The following is a 24,060-nucleotide window of genomic DNA, read 5'->3' on the forward strand; positions in this document are numbered from 1 at the left end:
CCGCGGGCTGACGCGTCTGTGTCAGGGAGCCCGTTTCAAGGCCAGCACGGCATTGAGCCCGCCGAACGCGAACGAGTTGCTGAGCACCGCCCGCACCTTCATCTCGCGCGCCGTGTTCGGCACGTAGTCGAGATCGCAGGCCGGATCGGGCTTGTCCAGATTCGCGGTGGGCGGCACCACGTTCTCGCGCAGCGCGCCGATCGCGGCCACCAGCTCCAGTGCGCCGGATGCGCCCAGCGCGTGGCCGTGCATCGATTTGGTCGACGACACCGCGAGCTTGTCGGCATGCGTGCCGAAGGCAAGGCGAATGGCCCGCGTCTCGGTGCTGTCGTTGGCCTGGGTGCCGGTGCCATGGGCGTTGATGTAATCCACGTCTTCGGGATTCAGCCCGGCCTCGGCGAGCGCCTGGCTCATCGCGGAAGCGGCGCCGTCGGCGCTGGGCATCACGATGTCGCTGGCGTCCGCGCTCATGCCGGTGCCGGCGAGTTCGGCGAGGATGGTGGCGCCGCGTGCACGCGCGTGTTCCAGCGATTCCAGTACGAAGACGGCGGCGCCTTCGCCCAGCACCAGACCGCGCCGGTTGGCGCTGAAGGGGCGGCAGGTGTCGTCGGACAGCACGCGCATGGCTTCCCAGGCGCGCAGCGCGCCGTAGCTCAGGCAGGCCTCGGTGCCGCCGGTGATGGCCGCGTCGGTCATGCCGAAGCGGATCATCTGCGCCGCCTGGATGATCGCGTGGTTGGCCGAGGCGCAGGCGCTGGCTACCGCATAGGTGGCGCCGCGCAGGCCGTAGGCGATGCTGATCTGGCTGGCCGAGGCATTGGTCATTAGCCGCACGATGGTGAGCGGATGGGTGCGGCTGGCCTTTTCCGCGTAGAGGCGGCGGCTCTGTTCGTCCTGGGTGGTTTCGCCGCCCACGCCGGTGCCCACGATCACCGCGGTGCGCAGGCCCAGGCCGTCGCGGGTGAAATCGATGCCCGAATGCGCGATGGCCTCGCGCGCCGCGTGCAGCGCGAATTCCGAGGTGCGGTCGAGCAGGGGCAGGGTACGCTCGTCGATGCCGGTGGCCGGATCGAAGCTCTCCGGCACCTGCGCCGCGATCTTCACGCGCAGCACTTCGCCGTCCTTGTGGCGCAGCGGGCCGATCGCGCAGCGTCCATCGCGCAGGCCCTGCCAGAGCGCCCTGGCGCCCACACCCTGCGGGCTGATCGCGCCCATGCCGGTGATGACGACGCGGCGTGTCTCGATGGTGGGCATTACTGGCCGCCTTGGCCTTCGGCGGCCTTTTCGTCCAGCGCCTTCTGCACGGCATCGACCAGGCTTTGCGCGGTGTCGCTGTCGAAGTTGGCGCCCTGTTGTTCGGGGAAGTGGATGTCGAAGTGTTCCTCGATGTCGAAGATCAGCTCGATGGCCTCCAGCGACGCGACGCCCAGATCCTTCAGCGTGGACTCGGGCGTGACGTTCGCGACGTCGACCTTGGCCTGCTTGGCGATGATCTCGAACACTTGCTGCTGGGTCGTTCCGGTCATGACGGGATCCTTGGTGGCGGGCGACAATGGAAGGCCGGCGCAAGGTGTGCCGGTCAAGCTTTGACCCGTACAGTCTAGGCAAACTCGCTTACTCATGCCTTTCATTTCGCAACTCGAACCGGAAGCCCTGCTCGCGGCGTTCATGGCGCAGCCGCCGATCGGCTTCGCGGCCGGGTGCTCACCGCAAGGCATGCCAGGCTTCGTGGCGCCGTTCGACCTGCTGACCACGGCGGACGACGAACTGCGCAGACGCGTGGCCGGGTTGCCGTTGTACCGCCGCTGGAGCCGCCTGCTGCGCTGGCGTACCCGCTTCGCCGGCAGTACGGTGACCGAGTACGCGCCGCTGCCGCCAAGCGTGTCGCCGGTCGAACTGGCGAAAGGCGTGAAGGCCGCGTGGGGTCGCGAGTGCAAGCTGCTCATCGTGAAGGACATCGCACAGGACTCGCCGCTGCTGACCGATGCGGAGAACGCCTACACGCGCGCCTTCGCCGATGCCTGCGAAGCCGAGGGCTTCGTGCTGCTGGAGGGGCAGGCGCTGGCCTGGGTACCCATCGATTTCGCTTCGGACGACGAGTACCTGGCGAAACTCAGCTACAGCCGCCGGAAGAACATCCGCCGCAAGCTGCGCTCGCGCGCCGACCTCGAGATCGAGGCCGTGCGGGCCGGCGACGTCCGCTTCCGCGACGAGGCCACGCTGGCCGCGTACTACTCGCTGTTCGACAACGTGTACGCGCAGAGCGAGATCCACTTCGACCGCCTGAGCCTGGACTACTTCCGCCTGCTGCTGCAGGACGGCGCCAGCGGCGGCGTGGTGTTCGTCTATCGCCATGCAGGCAAGCTGATCGGCTGGAACCTCTGCTACGAGCACGGCGGCAAGCTGATCGACAAGTACATCGGCTTCGCCTATCCCGAGGCGCGCGAGCACAACCTGTACTTCGTGAGCTGGATGCACAACCTCGGCTACGCGCGCGAGCGCGGCCTGACGCATTACGTGGCCGGTTGGACCGACCCGGAAGTGAAATCCTTCCTCGGCGCCAGCATGACCTTCACCCGCCACGCGGTGTACGCGCGCAACCCCGTGCTGCGCGCGCTGCTGCGCAAGCTGGGCGGGCATTTCGAGAGCGACCGCAGCTGGCAGGATGCTTCGGAGAAAGACGATGAGTGACGCTGCGCACCGCCCGGTCGTGCTCGACATCGACAGCTCGGTGGGACCGCTGCCCGATGGCCTCGTGCTGCCGCTGGCCGAATGGCAGGAGGCGATCCGCTTCGGCTGCTCGCTTGCCACTATGCGCCGCTTCCGCGCGCTGCTGGATGCGCAACTGCCTGCGCGCTACGGCACGGTGTTCACCGGTTCGGGCGATTTCCACCACCTCAGCTGGCCGTTGATCGCGCGGCTTGCGTCGGCCACACCGATCCAGGTGGTGGTGTTGGACAATCATCCCGACAACATGCGCTTCCCGTTCGGCGTGCACTGCGGTTCGTGGGTGCGCCGCGTGGCCGCGCTGCCCTTCGTCGATCACGTGCACGTGCTGGGCATCACCTCGCACGACATCGGCGCCGGCCATGCGTGGGAGAACTACCTCGCGCCGCTGCTGCGCGGCAAGCTCACGTACTGGAGCATGGGCGTGGACACCGACTGGTCGCGCCGGCTGGGCATCTCGCGCGCGTTCCGTGGTTTCGACACACCGGATGCGCTGGTCGACGGTTTCGTCGAACACCAGCGTACGCAGACTCTGCCGAGTTATCTCACCATCGACAAGGACGCGTTCGCGCCCGAGGTGGCGCGCACCAACTGGGACCAGGGGCGCCTGCAGCTCGACCACGCATTGGCCCTGATCGCCAGCCTGCGCAACGGGCTGGCCGGCAGCGACATCAACGGCGAGGTCTCGCACTACCGCTACAGCACGTGGTGGAAGCGCAGGCTCTCCGCGATGGACGAGCAACCCGAGATCGATCCAGCGCAGGTCGCCGGCTGGCAGGCGCAGCAGCATGCCTTGAACCTGCAACTGCTCGCCGCCATCGCCGAGCGCGGCGGCTGATTCAGGCAACGGTTTCCAGCACGCCGCAGATTGCATCCATGTCTGCCTCGGCAAGCCACGGGCTGTTGCCGATGGTGAGGCTGCGCGCGGCGAAGTCGCGTGCGTTAGGCACATCGGCCGCGGGCACGATGCCGTGCAGGTAGCCGTAGTCGGGCAGGGCGTTGATGAACAGGCGGCTCACGCCCAGGCCGGCCTGCCAGAGTTGTTCCAGCGCGGCATCGCGGCGGCGCTGGTCGGGCAATAGCAGCATGAAGAACGGCCACGTGCCTTGTGCGCCGGCCGGGTCGTCCAGCACGCTGACGCCGGGGATGGCGCGCAGGCGCGGCAGCCAGTGTTGCGCACGCGCGGTGCATTGCTCGATGAAGCCACGCAGCCGCACGGCGGCGTGCGCACCGACGGCCTGCCGCCAACGGCCCACGGCATGCAGCGGCAGCGGCAGCGAAAAATCGTCGCCCACCGCGGCCACCGGATCGCCGCGACGCAGCGCGTTGCGCAGCGGATTGCCGTAGGCGATGCGCAGGCCATGCGGGCGATACAGCGCGGCGTAGCCCAGCAACTCTGCGCTGCGGCGAAGCTCCCAGCCGGGCTTGAACGGTGCGATGCGCTTGGCGGTGTGCTCCAGCCGTTCGCGCAGTTCGGGATCGCGCGCGGCGAGCAGGCCGCCTTCGTAGATCGACAGCCCCTTGCCTGCGGCAAGACTGAAGAAGCCGAGGTCGCCGGCGACGCCCACGCTGCTGCCGTCACGCCGCGCGCCCAGTGCTTGCGCGGCGTCTTCGATCACATAGGCGCCCACGTTGTTGGCCACCGCCAGCGCGTCGTCCACATCGGCCACGCGGCCGGCGAGGTGGGTGGGCAGGATTGCCAGCGTGCGCTCGTCGCAGGCCGCGCGCAGCGCGTGCGGATCCAGGTCGTAGTGGCCGGGGCGCAGGTCGCAGAGTACGGATTCCAGCCCGGCCTGATGCACGGCCAGCGGCACCAGCGGGCAGGTATAGGCGGGCATCACCACCCGGCGGCAGACGGGCTTGAGTTCGCGCAGCGCCGCCAGCGCGATCAGCAGTGCGGCGGTGCCGGAACAGGTCAGCGCCAGTGGCGGCGTGTCGAGTTGCGCGGCGACGTCGTCGGCCAGCGTGGCCCTGCCGGGGCGCAGGTCAGCCAGCTTCAGCGGCAGGCCGGCAGTGGGCGGCAGTTCGTGGCGGCGACGGGGCGGCATGCGCGCGTCGAAGTCAGGCTTCGTCTTCTTCCGGCACGTGTTCGCGGCTCTCGGCTAAACCGAGGCAGACGATGCCGGCGACGATGGCGATGGCACCCAGCACGTGCGGCAGCCTGAGCGGCTCGTTGAACAGCCATATCGACAGCAGCATCACCGACACCACTTCCAGGTGCGAGGCGGCGAAGGCAGGGCCGATGGGCGCGTGCTTGAGCAGGGTCATCCAGGTGAAGAAGGCGCCGATGTAGCCGATCACGGCGCCGTAGATCCAGGGCTTGCCGAACAGGCGCAGCAGCCACGCCGTGTTGGCCTCCACCGGTAGCGCGTGCATGCCGGCGTACTTGAAGCTGATGGCGCCCACCGAATCGAACAGCACGAGCACGAGGAAGCCGATCAGGTAGAACCAGCCGCGCTTCATCCGCCGACTCCCACGATCGCCACGCCCAGCGTCACCAGCAGGATGCCCGCCACGCGCATGCGGGTGAGCTTTTCGCCGAACAGGAAACGCCCGGCCACCATGATCGCCACGATGTTGATCGAGCCGAGCAGGATCGCCTCGGAGAGGGGCAGCAGCGAGAGGAAGGCGATCCAGATCAGGAATTCGATCACGTAGCTGGCTATGCCCAGCCAGATCCACGGCCGTCTCGCCATGTACAGCCAGCGGGCGAGCCCGTCGCCGGCGGCGGGATCGCCCGCCGCGGCCTTGAACGCGAGCTGCCCGCCGGTGTCGAGCACCACGTTGAGCACCCAGAGCAACGCCACCAGGGGCGAGATCGTACCGGTGGGCATGTCAGGCCGCGACGCGCTGGGGAATGTCGGCCGCGGCGACGCGCTCGAAGAACGCGGCGGAACGCTCGATCAGGGTGCGCCGTTCCTTGTCGATGGTGATCATGTGGTAGCTGTCGTCCAGCAGCAGCAGCTCGACCGGGGCGCTGACCTCGCGCACCACCAGTTCGGCGTTCTTGATGCTGGCCACGTCGTCTTCGCTGGCATGCGCCACCAGGCAGGGCGCGGTGACCTGCGAAAGCTGGCGGCGCACCATGGTCGACAGCTCGTACATCTCGGCCAGCGAATACCACGGGTTGCCGGGCAGGCCGGCGGCGGCGCTGTCGCCGCCAAGCATCGCGGCGCTGACCTGCGCACGCAGGCGCTCGTCGCGGATGCCGTAGGGCGGCTGCTCCATGAAGCTGCGATCGCGGCCGATGCCGAGCTTCTTCAGCAGCGGCAGCATGAAGGACATGCGCGCCATGCGCGGAATGCTCCAGCCGTCGTAGCGGAAGGTGGCGCCGTAGACGCCCACGCCGGCGACCTGGTCCGGGCGGTCGGCGGCGAGCTTGAGCGAGAGCAGAGCGCCCATCGAGAGGCCGCCCACGAACAGGTGATCCACTTTGTCGCGCAGGGCGTCGGCGGCCTGCTCCACGCTGGCGTACCAATCGCGCCAGCCGGTGGCGAGCAGGTCGTCGGCATTGCCGCAGTGGCCGGCCAGTTGCATGCCGTGCACGGTGTAACCGGCGCGGTTCAGCCCCTTGCCCAGCAGCTTCATCTCCATCGGCGTGCCGGTGAGGCCGTGGATCAGCAGCACACCGCTGCGGCCGCCTTCGAAGAAGAAATCGGTCTGTTGGATCACGTGGGTTACCCAGAAAGCATCAGGCCGCAGTGGCGGCAGTTCACGCGTTTAGCGTGACAGGCAGCGGTTTCTTCAGTCTTTCGGGGGGGGGGGGGCTTGCAGCTGACGCAAAATGAGGGCGAGAAGGGTTTTTGCTCCGGCATCGTGAGTGACAGAGCGGTTTCGTCGGCTGGCGGGTGGCCGACGCCGTTCTGGAGCCCGCCGGAGAAAACACTCAAGCCCTTATCGCTGATCCGNGCAGTTCACGCGTTTAGCGTGACAGGCAGCGGTTTCTTCAGTCTTTCGGGGGGGGGGGGGGCTTGCAGCTGACGCAAAATGAGGGCGAGAAGGGTTTTTGCTCCGGCATCGTGAGTGACAGAGCGGTTTCGTCGGCTGGCGGGTGGCCGACGCCGTTCTGGAGCCCGCCGGAGAAAACACTCAAGCCCTTATCGCTGATCCGTAGAGTGACTGGCATTAGGCACACGCAGCGAAGCAGCAAGCCGCCACCCGGTAGCCGATACCCGGCTACTCGCCCTTGACCATCCGCAACCGTGCCGCTGCCACCCCCGGCAGCGCACGCACCGCACGCAGCAGGTCGGGAATCGCCTCCACGCGCCATTCCTCGCCTAGCTCAAGATCGGCCTGGGCGTTGGCGTTGTGATAGCCATGCAAGGTGACGCTGGCGCGGCCGCCGCGGAAGCCGGCCAGCGTCTGGCGCAGCTGTGCGGCGAAGCCGGCGTCGATGCCGTTCAACTTCAGCTGCAGCAGGCGCGCGTGCCGGCGGCAGGCATCGGCCAGGGTCATGGCGCTGCGGGCACGGATCTGGAAACCGCCGCCGGAGAATTCGTCGATGCGCAGGCCGCCCTCGACGATCAGCATTTCGTCGCGCACCAGCAGCGGCGCGACCTGCTGGTACAGCTCGCCGAAGAAACTCAGCTCGATCGCGCCGGTGCCGTCTTCCAGCCGCACAAAGGCATCGCTGTCGCCGCGCTTGCGCACGGCCACCACCATGCCGGCGGCCGTCCACGGCGTGTCGGGACCGCGGCGGAAGCGGTTGCCGTCGTCGCCGTCGTTCTTGCGCGGTCTGGGCGGCTGGTAGCGGTCGACGATCTCGCCCAGCGGGCAGGTGGCGAGCTGGGCTAGTTCCTCGCGCCAGGGATCGACGGGATGGCCGGAGAGGTAGTGGCCCAGCGTGTCGCGCTCGCCCTGCAGCTTCTGCTCCAGCGGCCAGTCGGGTGCGGTGGGCAGGTCGATCTGCACAACCGGCGTGGGTGCTCCCATCGCCGCGCCGAACATGTCGTTCTGGCCGGACTGGCGGTCGCGCAGGTGCTGCTCGGCGGCCTTGATGGCGTCCGGCAGCTGCAGCATCAGGCTGGCGCGGTTGGGCGCCAGCGCATCGAGCGAACCGGAGAGGATCAGCGCTTCGAGCACGCGCCGGTTGAGTTTGGTGGGATCGACGCGGCGGCAGAAGTCGGCGAGATCTTTGTAGGCGCCACCACGCTGGCGTTCCGCAACGATGGACTCGCACGCGCCCTGGCCCACGCCCTTGATCGCGCCCAGCCCGTAGCGGATCACCTTCGGCTCCACCGCAACGAACATGAAGTCCGAGGCGTTCGCGTCCGGCGGCAGCACGGTGAGACCGATCGCCTTGGACTCGTCGATGAAGGTCACCGCCTTGTCGGTGTTGTCCATGTCCGACGAGATCGTCGCGGCCATGAACTCGGCGGGGTAGTGCGCCTTCAGCCACGCAGTCTGGTAGGAGACCAGCGCATAGGCGGCGGCGTGCGACTTGTTGAAGCCGTAGCCGGCGAACTTCTCCATGAGATCGAAGATTTCGTCGGACTTGTTGCTGCTCAGCCCGTCCTTGGCCGTGCCCTCGCGGAACTTGGCGCGCTCCTTCGCCATCTCCTCGACTTTCTTCTTGCCCATCGCGCGGCGCAGCAGATCGGCGCCGCCGAGCGTGTAACCGCCCACGATCTGCGCCATCTGCATCACCTGCTCCTGGTAGACCATGATGCCGTAGGTCTCTTTCAGGATGGGCTCGACGCGCGGATCGGGGTAGACCACTTCTTCGCGGCCGTGCTTGCGCGCCACGAAGTTGGGAATCAGGTCCATCGGGCCCGGGCGGTACAGCGCGCCCAGCGCGATGAGGTCGTCGAAGCGGTCGGGCTTGGCGTCCTTCAGCATGCGCTGCATGCCCGACGATTCGAACTGGAAGATCGCGACCGTCTTCGCCTTCGCGAAGATCTCGGCATAGGTGGCCGCGTCGTCCAGCGGCAACTTGGCGATGTCCAGCGGTTCCTCGCCGCTCTGCGCGCGGCGCACGTTGATCGCCTTCACGGCCCAGTCGATGATGGTCAGCGTGCGCAGGCCGAGGAAGTCGAACTTCACCAGGCCGACGGTTTCCACGTCGTCCTTGTCGTACTGGGTGACCACGCCGCCGCCGCCGGCTTCGCAGTACATCGGCGCGAATTCGGTGAGCGGCTTGGGGCCGATCACCACGCCGCCGGCGTGCTTGCCGACGTTGCGGGTGAGGCTTTCCAGTTTCAGCGCGAGATCGATCAGCGGGCGCGCCTCGTCCTCGTCCTGCTCGTACAGCTCGCAGAATTCCTTGACGACGCGCTCGGGTTCCTTCTTCGACTTTTCCGTGCGGCCCAGCGCGTCGGACAGCGTGAGGTCGAGCGGCCGCGGCGGGATCAGCTTGGCGATCTTGTCCACCGCGCCGTAGCCCATGCCCAGCACGCGGCCGGAATCGCGCAGCACCGCCTTCGCCGCCATCGAGCCGTAGGTGATGATCTGGCTGACGTGGTCGCGGCCGTACTTGCGCGCCACGTAGTCGATCACCTCGTCGCGGCGATCCATGCAGAAGTCGATGTCGAAGTCGGGCATCGACACGCGTTCGGGGTTGAGGAAGCGCTCGAACAGCAGGTTGAACTGCAGCGGGTCGAGGTCGGTGATCTTCAGCACCCAGGCCACCAGCGAGCCTGCGCCCGAGCCGCGACCCGGGCCCACCGGAATGCCGTTCTGTTTGCCCCAGTTGATGAAGTCCGCCACGATCAGGAAGTAGCCGGGGAAGCCCATCTTGATGATGACGTCCAGCTCGCGCTCCAGCCGCGCCTCGTAGTCGGCGAGGCTGTAGCCCTCGGCCAGCGGCGCGGCGGCGAGCCGTTCCTTCAAGCCCTGCCGCGACAGTTCGCGGATGTGGCTGTCGAGGTCGTAGCCTTCGGGCACCGGGAAATCGGGCAGGTAGTAGGTGCCGAACTTCAACTCGAGGTTGCAGCGCCTGGCCAGCTCGACGGTGTTTTCCAGCGCCTCGGGAAGGTCCGCGAACAGCTCGGCCATTTCCTCGGGGGATTTCAGGTACTGCTGGTCGCTGTAGTCGCGCGGCCGTTTGGGATCGGCCAGCACGCGGCCCTGGTGGATGCACACGCGCGCCTCGTGCGCCTCGAAGTCGTCGCGCTTGAGGAAACGCACGTCGTTGCTGGCGACGACCGGCAGTTCCAGTTCGGCGGCCAGCGCCAGCGCGGCCGAATTCCAGGCCTCCTCGCCTTCGCGGCCGCAGCGGGTGAGTTCGAGGTACAGGCGGTCAGGAAAAAGTTTTGCCAGGGGCCGCAGCTTCGCCAGCGCGGCGTCGTGGCCCTGCGAGAGCGCCACGCGCGCCGTTTCGCTTTCCCGGCCGAGCAGGGCGATCAGGCCGTCCGTCGCGGCGGCGGTAAGCCAGCCTGCATCCACCAGCGCGCGGCCACCGTGCTGCCCTTCCTGCCATGCCCGGGAGACCAGGCGCGACAGGTTGAGGTAACCCTCGCGATGCTGGCACAGCAGGCTGAGGCGCCAGGGACGCGGGTCGTCCGGCGCGCTGATCCACAGGTCGCTGCCGCAGATCGGCTTGATGCCCGCCGCGTTGCATGCTTTGTAGAACTTCACCAGCGCGAACATGTTGCTTTCGTCGGTGAGTGCCACGGCCGGCATGCCGGCCTGCGCGCACGCAGCAACCATCGCCTTGATGCGAATGGTCGAATCGACCAGCGAGTATTCGCTGTGCAGGTGGGTATGGACGAAACGTGCAGGCATGCGGACTCACCGGGTGAGTCCGGGAAGGCTAACCGTGGCGAAGCCGGCTCACAAGCTTGACAGAACGGCGATCAGGGCACGTTGCCGGCAGCCAAGGTCGGCGGTTCAGCGCACGTGGAAGCATTCGTCCGGTTCGGCCGCCACGTAATGCGCAAGGCCGTCTACCAGCAGCGGTTGGAGATCGTAGTCGACGTGCGGCGGATTCGGCGCGGCTCTCGCCGCGGCTGCAGCCGGGCTGGCGGGCAACGGGGCATCGACGGGCGGCTGATCGATGGAAGGTCGGCGGTTCGATGGAAGCATCATGGCACGGCTCCTGCGGTTCGTTGCGGTGGACGGCCATGCAGCAGCGACAGGTTCTTCCGCATGGCCGGTGCGTCCGTGCGGGCGATGGTCCCGGTGACTATGATGCGCCCGGCCGGTGAAGGGTTGCATGCGATTTTTGCGCACCGTTCCACTTTTCCGCGCGACGTTGCGCCTGCGCGACAGGGCTGCCGGCGGCTCGTCAGAACAGCACGCCCTGGTCGAGCAACACACGTACCGGCGCGAAGCTGCGCCGGTGCTCCGCGCAGGGCCCGAGCTGCTGCAGCGCGGCGAGGTGGGCAGGTGTGGGGTAGCCCTTGTGCACGGCGAAACCGTAGCCGGGGTGGACCGCTTCCAGCGCCACCATCAGCCGGTCGCGGGTGACCTTGGCGAGAATGGAGGCGGCGCTGATCGCCGGTTCCAGCGCGTCGCCGCCCACGATGGCGCGGCCAGGGCAGGGCAGATCCTTCGGCAGCTTATTACCGTCCACCAGGGCTTCATGCGCGGCCGGTACGAGGCCGGCCACCGCGCGGCTCATGCCGGCCATGGTGGCCTGGAAGATGTTGAGGCGATCGATCTCTTCCGCTTCCACCAGCACGATGCAATGCGCCAGCGCGCGTTCGACGATCTGCGGGTACAGCGCCTCGCGCTTCTTTTCGCTGAGCTTCTTTGAATCGTCGAGGCCGGCGATGGGGCGGTCGGGATCGAGGATCACCGCGGCCACCACCACCGGACCGGCCAACGGGCCACGCCCGGCCTCGTCCACGCCCGCTTTTAAAAAACGTTGGTTTGATGGAGCTTCGACGTTCATGGATACAGATGTGTTCCTGAGTTCGAAATCGCACGGCACGTTGGCCTCCTCTCCCCTGCGGGGAGAGGATTGAGGTGAGGGGCGGGTGCTCGCGACGGTGTTGATCGAAATGCGCTTTGATGCGGAGTCTGCGCAAGCGTGACCTCTCACCCCAGCCTTCTCCCCACAGGGGAGAGGGAGTCAAGCCGCCGTACGCGCCCGCGTCACGCGGCTGGCGGTGTCCTTGTGCAGCTGCGCGGACAGCCAGGCGCCGGTGGCGATCAGCAGGTCGAGATCGACGCCGGTTTCCATGCCCATGCCATGCAGCATGTAAACCACGTCCTCGCTGGCCACGTTGCCCGTCGCCCCCTTGGCGTAGGGGCAGCCGCCGGTGCCGGAGACGGCGCTGTCCACCACGCGTACGCCCTCTTCGAGGCAGGCGAGGATGTTCGCCAGCGCCTGTCCGTAGGTGTCGTGGAAATGCACGGCCAGCGCCTCCATGGGCACGGCTTGCGCCACGGCATGCAGCATCGCGCGCGCCTTGGCCGGCGTGCCGACGCCGATGGTGTCGCCCAGCGAGATTTCATGGCAGCCGAGTTCGTGCAGCCGCTGCGCTACGCGCACCACATCGCGTACCGGCACCTCGCCCTGGTAGGGGCAGCCGAGCACGGTGGAGACGTACCCGCGCACGGCCACGCCATCGGCTTTCGCGCGCTCCAGCACCGGCACGAAACGCTCGATCGATTCGTCGATGGAGGCGTTGACGTTCTTGCGGTTGAATGCCTCGCTGGCGGCGGTGAACACGGCGACCTCGTTGGCGCCGACTTCGCGCGCACGCTCGTAGCCCTGCAGGTTCGGCACCAGCACGGGATAGCTCACGCCAGGCGCCTTGCGGATGCCGCAGAATACTTCCGCCGCGTCGGCCAGCTGCGGCACCCACTTCGGGCTGACGAAGCTGGTGGCCTCGATGGTTTTCAGGCCGGTGGACGAAAGCCGGTCGATCAGCGCGATCTTCACCTCGGCCGGCAGCAGGGTCTTCTCGTTCTGCAAGCCGTCGCGGGCGCCGACTTCGACGATGCGGACCGTATTTGCGGCATTGCGTGTGGTGGCGACGTTAGACATCGATTGGCCTTTAGCTTTAGGAGGCGTGGACAAAATGGCCAACCAGGGTTTCTTCGCTGGTCAATACATCGCAGCGTCGATCCAGTTCGGCATAGGCCGAGGCATGGTACTGGCGGAACCCCGCATAGGCTTCCTGCGTCGCCCATTGGTCTATGGTGAGATAAACGTCCGCCTGATCGGCGTCGTGCAACAGTTGGGTGGCAAGCCACGCCGGATCCTTTCGGAACAGCGCAGCCCAACTGCCCTCGTCGGCATAGTGCTTCTCGAACTCGGCTTCTTGCCCGGCAACAACACGGAAGCGCCAGATGATAGTGAACATGGAGCCCCCGGGATCAAGAGGGAAGCGGTATTCGTCAGGAGACGAACCGTACAAGTACGCTGTCGGCCTCGACGAAGTCGCCCTGAGTCGCGTTCATACTCTCGATGGTGCCGGCGCGCGGTGCCTTCAAGGCCAGTTCCATCTTCATGGCTTCCATCACCAGCAGCTCCTGGCCTTCCTCGACACTGTCGCCCGGCTTGGCTTTCACCAGCACGATGCGGCCAGGCATGGGCGCGACGACCTGGTTGCCGCCGGCGCTGTCCTTCGATGCCCAGGCGTAGGCGGCGGCGCGGTCTAGGCGCCAGCGACGGCCGTCGGCATCGTGCAGCAGCACGCGATGCGCATTGCTGCGCAGGGCATGGCGTTCGGCCTCGTTGCCGAAGCGGGCGCCGAGCGCGTCGCCGTCGAAGCGCGCGCCGTGCACTTCGCAGGCATCGTCGCCGTGGCGCAGCCGGTAGTCGCCGGCGTGACCGTGCGCTTCGATTTCGTAGCGCGCCTCGCCGCGCGCCAGCGCGACGACGCGCTTGCCGGCATGGCCCACACGCCAGGCATCGGCGCTGGCCCAGGGGGAATGCGGGTCGGCGCGATCGGCCGCGACGTGCGCTTCGTCATGCAGCAGCGCAGCGGTAGCGGCCGCGAACAGCGTGCGCGCGTCGGGCTCGCCATGGCCGGTCACGAATTCGTCGAGGTGACGGTCGAGGTAGCCAGTGTCGATGCTCGCCTCAGTGATCGCCGGGTGGCGCGCCAGCCGCTCGAGGAAGGCGATGTTGGATTTCGGACCTTCGATCTCGCATTCGGCCAGCGCCTCGCGCAGGCGCTGTAGGGCCTGCGGGCGGTCCACGTCCCACACGATCAGCTTGGCGATCATCGGGTCGTAGAAGATCGTCACCGTGTCGCCCTGCGCCACGCCGCCGTCGATGCGCACATGATGCGAAGGTTCGGGCAGGCGCAGCGTATGCAGCTTGCCGGAGCCGGGCAGGAAATTCTGCTCGGGGTCTTCCGCGTACAGGCGTACCTCGATGGCATGGCCGTGCGAGGCGACCTGCTCCTGGGTGAGCGGCAGCGCCTCGCCGTGCGCGATGCGCAGCTGCCATTCGACGAGGTCGATGCCGTGGGTGAGCTCGGTGACCGGGTGCTCCACCTGCAGGCGCGTGTTCATTTCCATGAAATGGAAATCGCCCTGCGGACCCACGATGAATTCCACCGTGCCCGCGCCCACGTAGTTCACCGCCTTGGCCGCGGCTACCGCGGCGGCGCCCATCGCCGCACGCGTCTCGGGGGTGAGGAAGGGCGACGGCGTTTCTTCCAGCACCTTCTGGTAGCGGCGCTGCGCCGAGCACTCGCGCTCGTCGAGGTGGATCACGTGGCCATGGCGGTCGCCGAAAACCTGGAATTCGATGTGGCGCGGATGCTCGACATAGCGCTCCAGCAGCATGCTGGCGTCGCCGAACGCCGCCTGCGCCACGCGCTGCGCCGTGGCCAGCGCTTCGGGGAATGCCGCATCGCTGCGCACGATCTGCATGCCCTTGCCGCCGCCGCCCGCCGAGGGCTTGATGATCAGCGGATAGCCGATGGCGTGCGCCTGCTCGGCGAGGAAGGCGTTGTCCTGGTTGTCGCCGTTGTAGCCGGGCACCAGCGGCACGGCGTGCTTCGCCATCAGCACCTTGGCGGCGGACTTGGAGCCCATCGCCTCGATGCTTTCGGGGTCGGGGCCGATGAACACGATGCCCGCATCGGCGCAGGCCCGCGAGAACGCGGTGTTCTCGGACAGAAAGCCGTAGCCGGGATGGATGGCCTGTGCGCCGCTCTTCTTCGCAGCGTCGAGGATCGTGTCGATGCGCAGGTAGGATTCCGCCGGACGCGGGCCGCCGATGGGCCACGCCTCGTCGGCGAGGCGCACGTGCTGCGCGTCGCGGTCCGCTTCCGAATACACCGCGATGCTGCGGATGCCGAGCCGCCGGCAGGTGCGGATCACGCGGCAGGCGATCTCGCCGCGGTTGGCGATCAGTACGCGTTCGAACATGCGGGTTCCTTGCGGTCGTGCGTGGGTTGCCAAGCACGCAAAAATAGCAGACGGCGCCCTGCAAACTGAGGCGCGGCGCAGCATGGCCTGCGCCACGGCATTTCCGGGCGCGAAGGCGAATGCCGCCTGCGGACTGCGTCAGCCGGGACGATGGCAGACGGCCTCGATGTTGTGGCCGTCCGGATCGAGCACGAAGGCGGCGTAGTAGTCGGGGTGGTAGTGCGGGCGCAGTCCGGGAGTGCCGTTGTCGGTGCCGCCGGCCGCCAGCGCGGCGCGATGGAAGGCGTCCACCATGGCGCGGTCGTCCGCGACGAGGGCGACATGCATTTTCGCGCCCACCGGCGCCTGGCTGATCCACACCGAGGGTTTGCCGTCGCGGCCGAAGCCGGCATGGGCGCGGTCGCCGGTCTGCTCCGCACCGACCTCCAATGCCAGGCCCGCGCCGAGCGGGGCCAATGCCTGCAGGTAGAACGCCTTGCTGCGTGCGTAGTCGGAAACGGGCAGGCCGAGGTGATCGATCATGAAGGCCTCCTTGGGCGAGGCGTCAGCGTGCGGCCCATGCCGGGGCGCGTTTGTCGAGGAAGGCGGTGAGACCCTCCTGGCCTTCCGGCGATACGCGCAGGCGGGCGATCAGCGCGGCGTTGTCGCGGTCGATGCGTTCGGCGGCGGTTTCGTCGAGCTCCCCCATGCGGTAGACGAGCCGCTTGGCCTCGCGCTGGGCTTCCGGCCCGGCCTTGGCCAGCAGCTTCAGCGCGAAGGCCACGGCTTCGTCCAGCGCCGCGGGCGCGACGACCTGGTGCAGCAGGCCGATGCGTTGCGCCTCGGCGGCGTCGAACACCTCGCCGGTGAGGAACAGCTTGCGGGTGTGACGCAGCCCGATGGCGGCAAGGACGTAAGGCGAGATCACCGCCGGCACCAGGCCCAGCTTCACTTCGGTGAGCCCGAACTTGGCATCCTCCGCGCCGATGGCGATGTCGCAGCAGGCGACCAGGCCCACACCGCCGCCATAGGCCGCGCCATTGACGCGGGCGACGGTGGGTTTGGGGCAGAACTGCAGGCTGCGCATCAGGCGTGCAAGACGCAGCGAGTCGTCGCGGTTTTCCGCTTCGCTGGATTTCGCCATGCCGCGCATCCAGTTGAGGTCCGCGCCGGCCGAGAAACTGGCGCCGCTGCCGGTGAGGACCACGGCGCGCACCGCCGGGTCGCGGCCAGCATCCTCGATGGCGGCGGTGAGCTCGGCGATCAGCGCGTCGTCGAACGCGTTGTGCACTTCGGGGCGGTGCATGGCCAGCGTGCGTACGCCGGCGTGGTCGGTGATCTGTACGGAGGAAGCCATCGGAGGATCCTGCGGAGATAAAGCGCCATTTTAAATCGTTGCGCGACCCGTGCCCTGGCGGTCCTGCAATACGCGCGTAATATGGCTACAATGCGAACCATTCTTATTTGTACTCGGATTGACCGTGCGCTTGTCCGACTTGCCGAAGGGTGTCGCCGCCGTGGTGGACCGCGTGGATGACGCGCACGCCAACGACACGGTGGCGCAGCGCCTGCGCGACCTCGGCTTCGTCGATGGCGAGCCGGTGCGCGTGGTGGCGCGGGCGCCGCTGGGTGCCGATCCGCTGCTGATCCAGATCGGCTTCACCCGCTTCGCGCTGCGCCGCGTCGAGGCCGCGCGCGTGAACGTGCGCCCGGAGGCGGCATGAGCGCCGACGCCCTGCGCATTGCCCTGGTGGGCAATCCCAACTGCGGCAAGACCGCGCTGTTCAACCTGCTCACCGGCGGCCGGCAGAAGGTGGCCAATTACGCGGGCGTCACCATCGAGCGCAAGGAAGGGCGTTTCGCGGCGCCGTCCGGGCGCATGCTGCAGATACTCGACCTGCCGGGTGCGTACAGCTTCGATGCGGTCAGCCCCGACGAGCAGATCACCCGCGACGTGCTGGAAGGCAACTATCCCGGCGAGGCGCCGCCGGATCTGATCGTCTGCGTGGCCGACGCCACCAACCTGCGCCTGCACCTGCGCTTCGTGCTGGAAGTGCGGCGGCTGGGCCGCCCGGTGGTGCTGGCCCTGAACATGATGGATGCGGCGCGCCGGCGCGGCATCGAGATCGACGTGCCGGAGCTGTCGCGCCGCCTGGGCCTGCCGGTGGTGGAGACCATCGCGGTGAAGCGCGGCGGCGCGCAGGCGCTGGTGGAGCGCGTGGACGGCGAACTGCCGCAGGCCGCACCGGCGCAGGCCGACGACGCGGCCAGCCGCAGCGGCCTGCATGCGCAGGTGCGCGAGCTGCTCGCTGCCACCGTCCGCATGCCGCGCCAGACCGCGGAGCTGGACGACGCGCTGGACCATTGGGCGCTGCATCCGGTGTTCGGTCTCGCCATCCTCGCGGTGGTGATGTTCCTGGTGTTCCAGGCGGTGTATGCCGCCGGCAAGCCGATGACCGACCTGATCGGCGACGGTTTCGCCTGGCTCGGCGCGCATGTTGCCGCATGGTTGCCGGCAGGGCCGCTGCAGGGGCTGATCACCGACGGCATCTTCACCGGCCTGGGCACGGTACTGGGCTTCATGCCCGAGATCCTGGTGCTGTTCTTCTTCATCCTCGTACTGGAGGAGTCAGGCTACCTGCCGCGCGCGGCCTTCCTGCTGGACCGGCTGATGCTGTCGGTGGGGCTGACCGGGCGTTCGTTCATTCCGCTGCTCTCCAGTTTCGCCTGCGCCATTCCCGGCATCATGGGCACGCGCTCGATCACCGATCCGCGCGACCGCATCGCTACCATCCTGGTGGCGCCGTTGATGACCTGTTCGGCGCGCCTGCCGGTGTATGCGCTGCTGATCGGCGCCTTCATCCCGGCGCATCGCGTGTTCGGCCTGTTCAACCTGCAAGGGCTGGTGTTGTTCGCGCTGTATCTCGCGGGCATCCTCGGCGCGATGCTGGTGGGCTGGGTGATGAAGCGCATCCGTCGCGACCAGGGTGACCATGCGCTGCTGATGGAGCTGCCCTCGTATCGCCTGCCCAAGGTGCGCGATGTGACGATCGGTCTGTACGAGCGCGGCATGGTCTTCCTGAAGCGGCTGACCGGCGTGATCCTCGCGCTCACCGTGCTGATGTGGGCGCTGTCCACGTTCCCCGCGCCGCCGGCGGGAGCCACCGGGCCGGCCATCGACTACAGCTTCGCGGGCCACCTGGGCCATTGGCTGGCGTATCCGTTCGCGCCGATCGGCTTCAACTGGCAGATGAGCCTGGCATTGATTCCAGCCTTCGCCGCGCGCGAAACGGCGGTGGCCGCGCTGGCCACGGTGTACGCGGTGGGCGGCGATGCGGGCCAGCTCGCGCCGGCGCTGGCGTCGCACGTGTCGCTGGCCTCCGCACTGTCGCTGCTGGTGTGGTTCGCCTATGCGCCGCAGTGCATGTCGACGCTGGCCGTCATCAGGCGCGAGACCGGCGAGTGGCGCAACGTGGCCATCTCGTTCGGCTATCAGTTCGTGATGGCTTATGCGGCGTCTTTCCTGGTGTACCAGGTCGCGAGCGTGCTGGCATGAGCAACGGCCTGCTGATCCAGTACATCGTCATCGGCCTGGTGGTGGCGGCCAGTGCGCTGGTGGCGTTCCGCAAGCTGGCACCGCAGCTGACCAGCCGTTGGTTGGCTGCCGCTGCGATACGCCTGTCGCGCAGCGATTCGCGCCTGATGAAAGAGCTGGGGCGCCGCCTGCAGCCCAGTCAGGGCACGGGCGATTGCAGCGATGGCTGCAGTACCTGCGGCGCCTGCGGACCGAAGCCCCCTGCGGCTGCGAAGGGCGACGCGATGCCGCTGCATTTCCGGCCACGCGATCGCTGAGGCAGGTTGGGGTGTGCCCCCAACCTGCATTCGTACCGTTCCAGCCTCCTCCTGCATGGCAGGAGGAAGCGTTGCCCGGAACTGCCCTCAGTTCGACCAGGGCGTACCGCCCGAATAGTCGCTGCTCATGGTGCTTTCCAGCTTCGAAATGATGCTGGAGTTGGTGGTGGTCAGGCCCAGCTCGCGGTTTTCGGTCAGCGAGGCGTTGGAGAAATTCTCCGAGCCCACGAACGCCAGCTGGCTGGCCGTGCCGTAGTCCGCCACGATCGCCTTGGCGTGGATGTACAGCGAAGTGCTGTTGTCTGGATAGGTGCTGATGTTCGCGCCGGCACTGGTCAGCTCGTCGAATTCGCTGGCGTAGTCGTTGTCGTCGTTGGTCATCACGATGGTGACGCTCACGCCGCTCGCGGCGGCATTTTCCAAGGCGCTGACGATGGCGCTGTCGCTCATTTCTTCGTTCTCGACCAGCAGGCTGGTGGTCGCGTTGTTGATGATGCTGAGCAGCGAAGACTCGGAATTGGTCGGGCTCCACACGAGGTCGTCGCCATCGGGCGGCGTCACCGTGGAGTGCGCATAGTCCTTGGCGAAGGTGGCCTCGATGGCGGCGATGTCGTTGGCGTCGTTCTCGATCACCGCGAAGTCGCGGGTGGTGCTGTAGTAACGGCTGGTGAGGTTGGCCGTCATGATCGCGGTCTGTGCGCTGGACGTTGCGGCGTCGATGGTGATCGTCTTCTGGTGGGTCGCCTGGTACTTGGTGTAGGCCCACTTCACCTTCACGCCGCAGCTGTTGAGCTGATTGTAGGCGGCGGTGTTGTTGCTCTTCTCCAGGTTCACGTCGAGGATCACGCGAACGGTCACGCCGCGGGAAACGGCATTGCACAGGTCGGTCTGCGCGGTGGTGTCCTGCAATTCGTACATCGTCATGTCGATGGTCGACTTCGCCGAATTGATCAGGTTGTAGATCGAGGTGTAGCCCTGGTCGGGGAAGACCACCAGCGTCTGCGAGGCGGTCTGCGCTGCGGCAGGCAGGGCCGCGCCGAGTGTGCCGGCCATGGCCAGCATCGCGGACAGGGCGGTCTTTGCGAAAACGGAACGCTTGCAACGGCTTTTCATGTCTGGATCCTTGTCGTCGAGTTGAGTGGACGCATTTCCTTGCGTGATCGACTGCCGCTCTCCCTGCGCGGCTTCGGCCGACCGGACTCCGGTCATCCCCCAATGTCGGCACTGTGCGTGCCGCAGCCGAAGCGGCAATGACAACTGCCATGCGTGACATGAATTTTTCTGCTGGATTGCAGGCATCCCTCTAGCACAGCGAAGTGCGAGGCCTGTCACGTTCGAATGAACGTAGGCAAAGGGCGTGACCCGAGCGGGGAGTTCTACGCCAATCAGTGGACGGCGCTCTCGCCCGCCAGCGAATGCTCTTCGCCGATATGGCCACGAAGGGTGCGCGTTGGTGCACCTGGTGTGCTGCGGGAAAGCAGCAACCTATGCAGCCCGACAATAATCGGCCAGCGAGAGGTGCTTCGTGCGGCGCGAAGTCGGAATGCCCCCGACTTCGTTCACCCAAAGGCTACATGCGGAACACGCCGTAACGCTGCGGCTCGATCGGCGCGTTCATCGACGCGGAGATCGCCAGGCCCAGCACGCGGCGCGTGTCGGCCGGGTCGATGATGCCGTCGTCCCACAGGCGGGCACTCGCGTAGTAGGGATGACCCTGGCGCTCGTACTGCTCGCGGATCGGCGCCTTGAAGGTTTCCTCTTCTTCCGCGCTCCACGACTTGCCGCTGGCTTCGAGGCCATCGCGCTTCACCGTGGCGAGCACCGAGGCGGCCTGTTCGCCGCCCATCACGCTGATGCGCGAATTCGGCCACATCCACAGGAAGCGGGCGCCATAAGCGCGGCCGCACATGGCGTAGTTGCCGGCGCCGAAGCTGCCGCCGATCACCACGGTGAACTTCGGTACATGCGAGCAGGCCACCGCCGTCACCATCTTGGCACCATCCTTCGCGATGCCGGCCTGTTCGTATTTCTTGCCCACCATGAAGCCGGTGATGTTCTGCAGGAACACTAGCGGCACATTGCGCTGGTTGCACAGTTCGATGAAGTGCGCGCCCTTGAGCGCGCTCTCGGCGAACAGGATGCCGTTGTTGGCGACGATGCCCACCGGGTAGCCGTGGATGTGTGCGAAGCCGCACACTAGGGTCTTGCCGTAGCGTGCCTTGAATTCATGGAATTCCGAGCCGTCCACGATGCGCGCGATCACCTCGCGGATGTCGAACGGGCGGCGGGTGTCCTCGGGGATCACGCCGTACAGCTCGTTGGCCGGATATTTCGGCTCCGCGGGTTCGCGCAGCGCCAGCGGCATGGCCTTCTTACGGTTGAGGCTGGCCACGATGTCGCGGGCGATGGAGAGGGCGTGCGCGTCGTTTTCGGCATAGTGGTCGGCCACGCCGGAGACGGCGGTGTGGACGTCCGCGCCTCCCAGCGTTTCCGCATCGACTACCTCGCCGGTGGCGGCTTTCACCAGCGGCGGACCGCCGAGGAAGATCGTGCCCTGTTCGCGCACGATGACGGTCTCGTCGCTCATCGCCGGCACGTAGGCGCCGCCGGCGGTGCAGCTGCCCATCACCACCGCGATCTGCGGAATGCCCAGGCCCGACATGCGTGCCTGGTTGTAGAAGATGCGGCCGAAGTGTTCCTTGTCCGGAAACACCTCGTCCTGCAGTGGCAGGAAGGCGCCGCCGGAATCGACCAGGTACACGCAGGGCAGGCGGTTTTCCAGCGCCACTTCCTGCGCGCGCAGATGCTTTTTCACCGTCATCGGGAAGTAGGTGCCGCCCTTCACCGTGGCGTCGTTGGCGACCACCAGCACTTCGTTGCCATGGATGCGGCCGATGCCGGTGATGAGGCCGGCGCCCGGCGCCGCGTCGTCGTACATGCCGTGCGCGGCCAGCGGCGAGAGTTCCAGGAAGGGCGAACCGGGATCGAGCAGGGCACGGATGCGTTCGCGTGGCAGCAGCTTGCCGCGCGCGGTGTGCTTTTCGCGGGCCTTGGCCCCGCCGCCTTCGGCATTGCGCGCCAGTTCACCGTGCAATTCGTGGGTGAGCGCGCGCAGCCGTTCGCTGCTGGCCTGGAATTCGGGACTACGCGGATCGATCTGCGAAACGATGACACTCATGCGCGGCAACCGTCGGGGTAAACATACGGATCATACCGGCTGCGCGATGGTCGCGAATGATGTTCACGAGGGCGGCCGCAGAAATTGCGGAGGTGCGTCCGGGTGGCTCTTTTGATTATGCGTTCATGGAGCAACGCCCAAATCAGCCCAAAAAAACGGCCGCACAGGGCGGCCGTTTTTCCGAACTGCGAAACGCGGATCAGTGACCCTGCATCGCGTCCTTCGCCTTGGCGGCAGCGTCCTTCGCGGCGCCGGCGGCGTCCTTCGCAGCGTCGGCAGCCTTGCCGGCAGCAGCAGCGGCGTTGCCGGCGGCGCTGGCAGCAGCGGCAGGCGTGGTAGCAGCCGGGGCGGCAGCGGTGGAGGCCGGAGCAGCAGCCGGGGCGGCGGCAGGAGCAGCAGCCGGAGCGGCAGCGGTGGCAGCCGAGGCGGCCTTTTGGGCCTGGTCGGCGGACTGCTGAGCCTGGTCAGCAGACTGCTGGGCGTTCTGCGCGGAGTCCTGCGCGCCGTTGCTGCAAGCCGCCAGCAGCGCGACGAGCGCGGAGGCGAGAAGGGTACGCGTAAACTTCATGGTGAATCTCCTTAGCCGTGGAATGCCGAATGGCGGATTATTAATAGCGCTTTCCAGCGCCCGGCGCCATAACTTTCGCAGAGCCGCTTCAGACTCCGTTGAAGGCCGGTATGGCGCGTTTCCGGGGGGATTTCAGTCGATGCGCTCCACCGCGATCGCGGTGGCCTCGCCGCCGCCGATGCACAGGCTGGCAACGCCGCGCTTGAGACCCCGGGTTTTCAGCGCATTGAGCAGGGTCACCACCAGGCGGGCGCCGCTGGCGCCGATCGGGTGGCCCAGCGCGCAGGCGCCGCCGTTGACGTTGACCTTCTCGTGCGGGATGCCGAGTTCCTTGATCGGTGCCATGGCCACCACGGCGAAAGCCTCGTTGATCTCAAACAGGTCGACGTCGGCCACCTTCCAGCCGGCCTTGTCCAGCACCTTCTGGATGGCGCTGACCGGGGCCGTGGTGAACCATTCCGGCTCCTGCGAATGGGTGGCGTGGGCGACGATGCGCGCCAGCGGCTGCAGACCGCGCTTGTGCGCGTCGTCGGCCGACAGCAGCACCACGGCGGCGGCGCCGTCGGAAATGCTGGAGGAGCTGGCCGCGGTGATGCTGCCGTTTTCCTTGCGGAAGGCCGGCTTCAGCGAGGGGATCTTGGCGATGTCGGAGCGGCCGGGCTGCTCGTCGGTGTCCACCACCACGTCGCCCTTGCGGCCGGCCACGGTCACCGGGGCGATCTCGCCGGCGAAGGCGCCGGACTGCTGCGCGGCCTGCGAGCGCTTCACCGATTCGATCGCGAACGCATCCTGGTCTTCGCGGCTGAAGTGGTACTTGTCGGCGCACAGTTCGCCAAACACGCCCATCGCCTTGCCGTCGTAGGGATTGGTGAGGCCGTCCCAGGCCATGTGGTCGACCAGCTTGCCGTCGCCGTAGCGGATGCCCGTGCGGGCGTTGACCAGGTGCGGCGCGTTGGTCATCGACTCCATGCCGCCGGCCACCACCACGCCGGCCGAACCGGCCTTGATCAGGTCGTGGCCCAGCATGATCGCCTTCATGCCCGAGCCGCAGACCTTGTTGATGGTGGTGCAGCCGGCGGACTTCGGCAGGTCGGCTTCCAGCGAAGCCTGGCGCGCCGGCGCCTGGCCGAGGCCGGCCGGCAGCACACAACCCATGATGACCTCGCCGACATCGGCAGGCGCTACGCCGGACTGCTCCAGCGCGGCACGGATCGCCGTGGCGCCCAGCTTCTGGGTGGGCACGCCGGTGAACTGGCCAAGGAAGGAGCCGATGGCGGTGCGCTTGGCACCGACGATGACAACACTGACGTCGGACATGGGGATCTCCGCAGAATCTCGAATGGCGCATGGCACCGGGGGAAACAACCGCACGATTATCGCAGTCGGCGGTGCGTCAGACCACCATCCGTCTTCCGGACAGCAGCCGCGGGCGCAGCATGTTGCGCCGACTTGTTGCGCCAGCGTTGTGCCAAACTCAAGC

Annotated in this window: 23 protein-coding genes; 5 read left to right on the forward strand and 18 right to left on the reverse strand. The window is 67.3% G+C overall.

The window, feature by feature from the left end; all coding sequences use genetic code 11:
• Nucleotides 1–21: 21 nt before the first annotated feature.
• Both IHE46_RS13260 and IHE46_RS13265 read right to left on the reverse strand, forming a co-directional pair.
• Nucleotides 22–1,254, reverse strand: a complete 1,233-nt coding sequence (locus IHE46_RS13260; protein WP_192165111.1) for a beta-ketoacyl-[acyl-carrier-protein] synthase family protein — start codon at nt 1,252–1,254, stop codon at nt 22–24.
• Entirely contained in the window at nt 1,254–1,526 is a 273-nt protein-coding gene (locus IHE46_RS13265) for a phosphopantetheine-binding protein (RefSeq protein WP_192165112.1), read from the reverse strand. Before IHE46_RS13265 ends, IHE46_RS13260 begins: the two co-directional genes overlap by 1 nt.
• 94 nt (nt 1,527–1,620) lie before the next feature.
• On the opposite strand from IHE46_RS13265, the gene IHE46_RS13270 reads away from it, so the two are divergent.
• Together IHE46_RS13270 and IHE46_RS13275 are read left to right on the forward strand one after the other, a co-directional pair.
• Nucleotides 1,621–2,691 (forward strand): GNAT family N-acetyltransferase, encoded by a 1,071-nt coding sequence (locus tag IHE46_RS13270; RefSeq protein ID WP_192165113.1) that lies wholly within the window; start codon nt 1,621–1,623, stop codon nt 2,689–2,691.
• On the forward strand, nt 2,684–3,565 hold the full coding sequence (locus IHE46_RS13275) for a hypothetical protein (RefSeq protein WP_192165114.1): 882 nt from the start codon (nt 2,684–2,686) through the stop codon (nt 3,563–3,565). Before IHE46_RS13270 ends, IHE46_RS13275 begins: the two co-directional genes overlap by 8 nt.
• Nucleotide 3,566: 1 nt before the next feature.
• Here IHE46_RS13275 and IHE46_RS13280 read toward each other — a convergent pair whose 3' ends face one another.
• From IHE46_RS13280 to IHE46_RS13335, 12 genes are all read right to left on the reverse strand, one after another.
• The gene (locus IHE46_RS13280; RefSeq protein WP_192165115.1) at nt 3,567–4,775 is read right to left on the reverse strand and encodes a DegT/DnrJ/EryC1/StrS family aminotransferase; all 1,209 of its coding nucleotides are present in this window, start codon (nt 4,773–4,775) and stop codon (nt 3,567–3,569) included.
• A 13-nt stretch (nt 4,776–4,788) separates the two neighbouring features.
• Nucleotides 4,789–5,190, reverse strand: a complete 402-nt coding sequence (locus tag IHE46_RS13285) for an EamA family transporter (RefSeq protein ID WP_192165116.1) — start codon at nt 5,188–5,190, stop codon at nt 4,789–4,791.
• Nucleotides 5,187–5,561, reverse strand: a complete 375-nt coding sequence (locus IHE46_RS13290) for an EamA family transporter (protein ID WP_192165117.1) — start codon at nt 5,559–5,561, stop codon at nt 5,187–5,189. Before IHE46_RS13290 ends, IHE46_RS13285 begins: the two co-directional genes overlap by 4 nt.
• A 1-nt stretch (nt 5,562) precedes the next feature.
• A complete protein-coding gene (locus IHE46_RS13295) occupies nt 5,563–6,399 on the reverse strand; it encodes an alpha/beta fold hydrolase (protein WP_192165118.1) in 837 nt (278 codons plus the stop codon).
• A gap of 504 nt (nt 6,400–6,903) precedes the next feature.
• Entirely contained in the window at nt 6,904–10,449 is a 3,546-nt protein-coding gene (gene dnaE / locus IHE46_RS13300; protein ID WP_192165119.1) for a DNA polymerase III subunit alpha, read from the reverse strand.
• A 105-nt stretch (nt 10,450–10,554) separates the two neighbouring features.
• Nucleotides 10,555–10,752: a hypothetical protein gene (locus tag IHE46_RS13305; RefSeq protein ID WP_192165120.1), complete on the reverse strand. Its 198-nt coding sequence runs from the start codon at nt 10,750–10,752 to the stop codon at nt 10,555–10,557.
• A gap of 199 nt (nt 10,753–10,951) precedes the next feature.
• Entirely contained in the window at nt 10,952–11,560 is a 609-nt protein-coding gene (rnhB, locus tag IHE46_RS13310) for a ribonuclease HII (RefSeq protein ID WP_192165121.1), read from the reverse strand.
• A gap of 180 nt (nt 11,561–11,740) precedes the next feature.
• On the reverse strand, nt 11,741–12,661 hold the full coding sequence (locus IHE46_RS13315; protein ID WP_192165122.1) for a hydroxymethylglutaryl-CoA lyase: 921 nt from the start codon (nt 12,659–12,661) through the stop codon (nt 11,741–11,743).
• 16 nt (nt 12,662–12,677) lie between these two features.
• A complete protein-coding gene (locus IHE46_RS13320) occupies nt 12,678–12,980 on the reverse strand; it encodes an antibiotic biosynthesis monooxygenase (RefSeq protein ID WP_192165123.1) in 303 nt (100 codons plus the stop codon).
• A gap of 34 nt (nt 12,981–13,014) precedes the next feature.
• Nucleotides 13,015–15,003 (reverse strand): acetyl/propionyl/methylcrotonyl-CoA carboxylase subunit alpha, encoded by a 1,989-nt coding sequence (locus tag IHE46_RS13325; protein ID WP_192165124.1) that lies wholly within the window; start codon nt 15,001–15,003, stop codon nt 13,015–13,017.
• A 138-nt stretch (nt 15,004–15,141) separates the two neighbouring features.
• The gene (locus IHE46_RS13330; protein ID WP_192165125.1) at nt 15,142–15,525 is read right to left on the reverse strand and encodes a VOC family protein; all 384 of its coding nucleotides are present in this window, start codon (nt 15,523–15,525) and stop codon (nt 15,142–15,144) included.
• 22 nt (nt 15,526–15,547) lie between these two features.
• Nucleotides 15,548–16,339 carry an enoyl-CoA hydratase-related protein gene (locus IHE46_RS13335; protein ID WP_192165126.1) on the reverse strand — a complete coding sequence of 264 codons (792 nt, stop codon included), beginning with the start codon at nt 16,337–16,339 and terminating at the stop codon, nt 15,548–15,550.
• Between the two features lie 124 nt (nt 16,340–16,463).
• Between IHE46_RS13335 and IHE46_RS13340 the strand changes: the two genes are divergently transcribed.
• Genes IHE46_RS13340 through IHE46_RS13350 form a run of 3 tightly spaced genes read left to right on the forward strand, consistent with a single transcriptional unit; the run spans nt 16,464 to nt 18,834 of the window.
• On the forward strand, nt 16,464–16,706 hold the full coding sequence (locus IHE46_RS13340; protein ID WP_192165127.1) for a FeoA family protein: 243 nt from the start codon (nt 16,464–16,466) through the stop codon (nt 16,704–16,706).
• Nucleotides 16,703–18,538 carry a ferrous iron transporter B gene (locus IHE46_RS13345; protein ID WP_192165128.1) on the forward strand — a complete coding sequence of 612 codons (1,836 nt, stop codon included), beginning with the start codon at nt 16,703–16,705 and terminating at the stop codon, nt 18,536–18,538. The genes IHE46_RS13340 and IHE46_RS13345 overlap by 4 nt, the downstream gene beginning before the upstream one ends.
• Nucleotides 18,535–18,834: a DUF6587 family protein gene (locus IHE46_RS13350; RefSeq protein ID WP_192165129.1), complete on the forward strand. Its 300-nt coding sequence runs from the start codon at nt 18,535–18,537 to the stop codon at nt 18,832–18,834. The genes IHE46_RS13345 and IHE46_RS13350 overlap by 4 nt, the downstream gene beginning before the upstream one ends.
• An 87-nt stretch (nt 18,835–18,921) precedes the next feature.
• On the opposite strand, the gene IHE46_RS13355 is transcribed toward IHE46_RS13350, so the two are convergent.
• The 4 genes from IHE46_RS13355 to IHE46_RS13370 all read right to left on the reverse strand — a co-directional run bounded on the left by IHE46_RS13355 (nt 18,922) and on the right by IHE46_RS13370 (nt 23,897).
• Entirely contained in the window at nt 18,922–19,947 is a 1,026-nt protein-coding gene (locus tag IHE46_RS13355; protein ID WP_192165130.1) for a phospholipase D-like domain-containing protein, read from the reverse strand.
• 457 nt (nt 19,948–20,404) lie between these two features.
• On the reverse strand, nt 20,405–22,012 hold the full coding sequence (locus IHE46_RS13360) for a carboxyl transferase domain-containing protein (RefSeq protein ID WP_192165131.1): 1,608 nt from the start codon (nt 22,010–22,012) through the stop codon (nt 20,405–20,407).
• Between the two features lie 199 nt (nt 22,013–22,211).
• Entirely contained in the window at nt 22,212–22,580 is a 369-nt protein-coding gene (locus IHE46_RS13365; RefSeq protein WP_192165132.1) for a hypothetical protein, read from the reverse strand.
• Between the two features lie 132 nt (nt 22,581–22,712).
• Nucleotides 22,713–23,897, reverse strand: coding sequence for an acetyl-CoA C-acyltransferase (locus IHE46_RS13370; RefSeq protein ID WP_192165133.1), 1,185 nt, complete (start codon nt 23,895–23,897; stop codon nt 22,713–22,715).
• Nucleotides 23,898–24,060 lie beyond the last annotated feature (163 nt).

This window comes from Rhodanobacter sp. DHG33 (assembly GCF_014843005.1).
Lineage (GTDB): Bacteria > Pseudomonadota > Gammaproteobacteria > Xanthomonadales > Rhodanobacteraceae > Rhodanobacter_A.

Excerpts from the sequence above, each read along its gene's own strand:
- IHE46_RS13260 (WP_192165111.1), bottom strand. The coding sequence starts at position 1,254 with ATGCCCACCATCGAGACACGCCGCGTCGTCATCACCGGCATGGGCGCG.
- IHE46_RS13265 (WP_192165112.1), bottom strand. The coding sequence starts at position 1,526 with ATGACCGGAACGACCCAGCAGCAAGTGTTCGAGATCATCGCCAAGCAG.
- IHE46_RS13270 (WP_192165113.1), top strand. The coding sequence starts at position 1,621 with ATGCCTTTCATTTCGCAACTCGAACCGGAAGCCCTGCTCGCGGCGTTC.
- IHE46_RS13275 (WP_192165114.1), top strand. The coding sequence starts at position 2,684 with ATGAGTGACGCTGCGCACCGCCCGGTCGTGCTCGACATCGACAGCTCG.
- IHE46_RS13280 (WP_192165115.1), bottom strand. The coding sequence starts at position 4,775 with ATGCCGCCCCGTCGCCGCCACGAACTGCCGCCCACTGCCGGCCTGCCG.
- IHE46_RS13285 (WP_192165116.1), bottom strand. The coding sequence starts at position 5,190 with ATGAAGCGCGGCTGGTTCTACCTGATCGGCTTCCTCGTGCTCGTGCTG.
- IHE46_RS13290 (WP_192165117.1), bottom strand. The coding sequence starts at position 5,561 with ATGCCCACCGGTACGATCTCGCCCCTGGTGGCGTTGCTCTGGGTGCTC.
- dnaE (WP_192165119.1), bottom strand. The coding sequence starts at position 10,449 with ATGCCTGCACGTTTCGTCCATACCCACCTGCACAGCGAATACTCGCTG.
- IHE46_RS13305 (WP_192165120.1), bottom strand. The coding sequence starts at position 10,752 with ATGATGCTTCCATCGAACCGCCGACCTTCCATCGATCAGCCGCCCGTC.
- rnhB (WP_192165121.1), bottom strand. The coding sequence starts at position 11,560 with ATGAACGTCGAAGCTCCATCAAACCAACGTTTTTTAAAAGCGGGCGTG.
- IHE46_RS13315 (WP_192165122.1), bottom strand. The coding sequence starts at position 12,661 with ATGTCTAACGTCGCCACCACACGCAATGCCGCAAATACGGTCCGCATC.
- IHE46_RS13320 (WP_192165123.1), bottom strand. The coding sequence starts at position 12,980 with ATGTTCACTATCATCTGGCGCTTCCGTGTTGTTGCCGGGCAAGAAGCC.
- IHE46_RS13325 (WP_192165124.1), bottom strand. The coding sequence starts at position 15,003 with ATGTTCGAACGCGTACTGATCGCCAACCGCGGCGAGATCGCCTGCCGC.
- IHE46_RS13330 (WP_192165125.1), bottom strand. The coding sequence starts at position 15,525 with ATGATCGATCACCTCGGCCTGCCCGTTTCCGACTACGCACGCAGCAAG.
- IHE46_RS13335 (WP_192165126.1), bottom strand. The coding sequence starts at position 16,339 with ATGGCTTCCTCCGTACAGATCACCGACCACGCCGGCGTACGCACGCTG.
- IHE46_RS13345 (WP_192165128.1), top strand. The coding sequence starts at position 16,703 with ATGAGCGCCGACGCCCTGCGCATTGCCCTGGTGGGCAATCCCAACTGC.
- IHE46_RS13350 (WP_192165129.1), top strand. The coding sequence starts at position 18,535 with ATGAGCAACGGCCTGCTGATCCAGTACATCGTCATCGGCCTGGTGGTG.
- IHE46_RS13355 (WP_192165130.1), bottom strand. The coding sequence starts at position 19,947 with ATGAAAAGCCGTTGCAAGCGTTCCGTTTTCGCAAAGACCGCCCTGTCC.
- IHE46_RS13360 (WP_192165131.1), bottom strand. The coding sequence starts at position 22,012 with ATGAGTGTCATCGTTTCGCAGATCGATCCGCGTAGTCCCGAATTCCAG.
- IHE46_RS13365 (WP_192165132.1), bottom strand. The coding sequence starts at position 22,580 with ATGAAGTTTACGCGTACCCTTCTCGCCTCCGCGCTCGTCGCGCTGCTG.
- IHE46_RS13370 (WP_192165133.1), bottom strand. The coding sequence starts at position 23,897 with ATGTCCGACGTCAGTGTTGTCATCGTCGGTGCCAAGCGCACCGCCATC.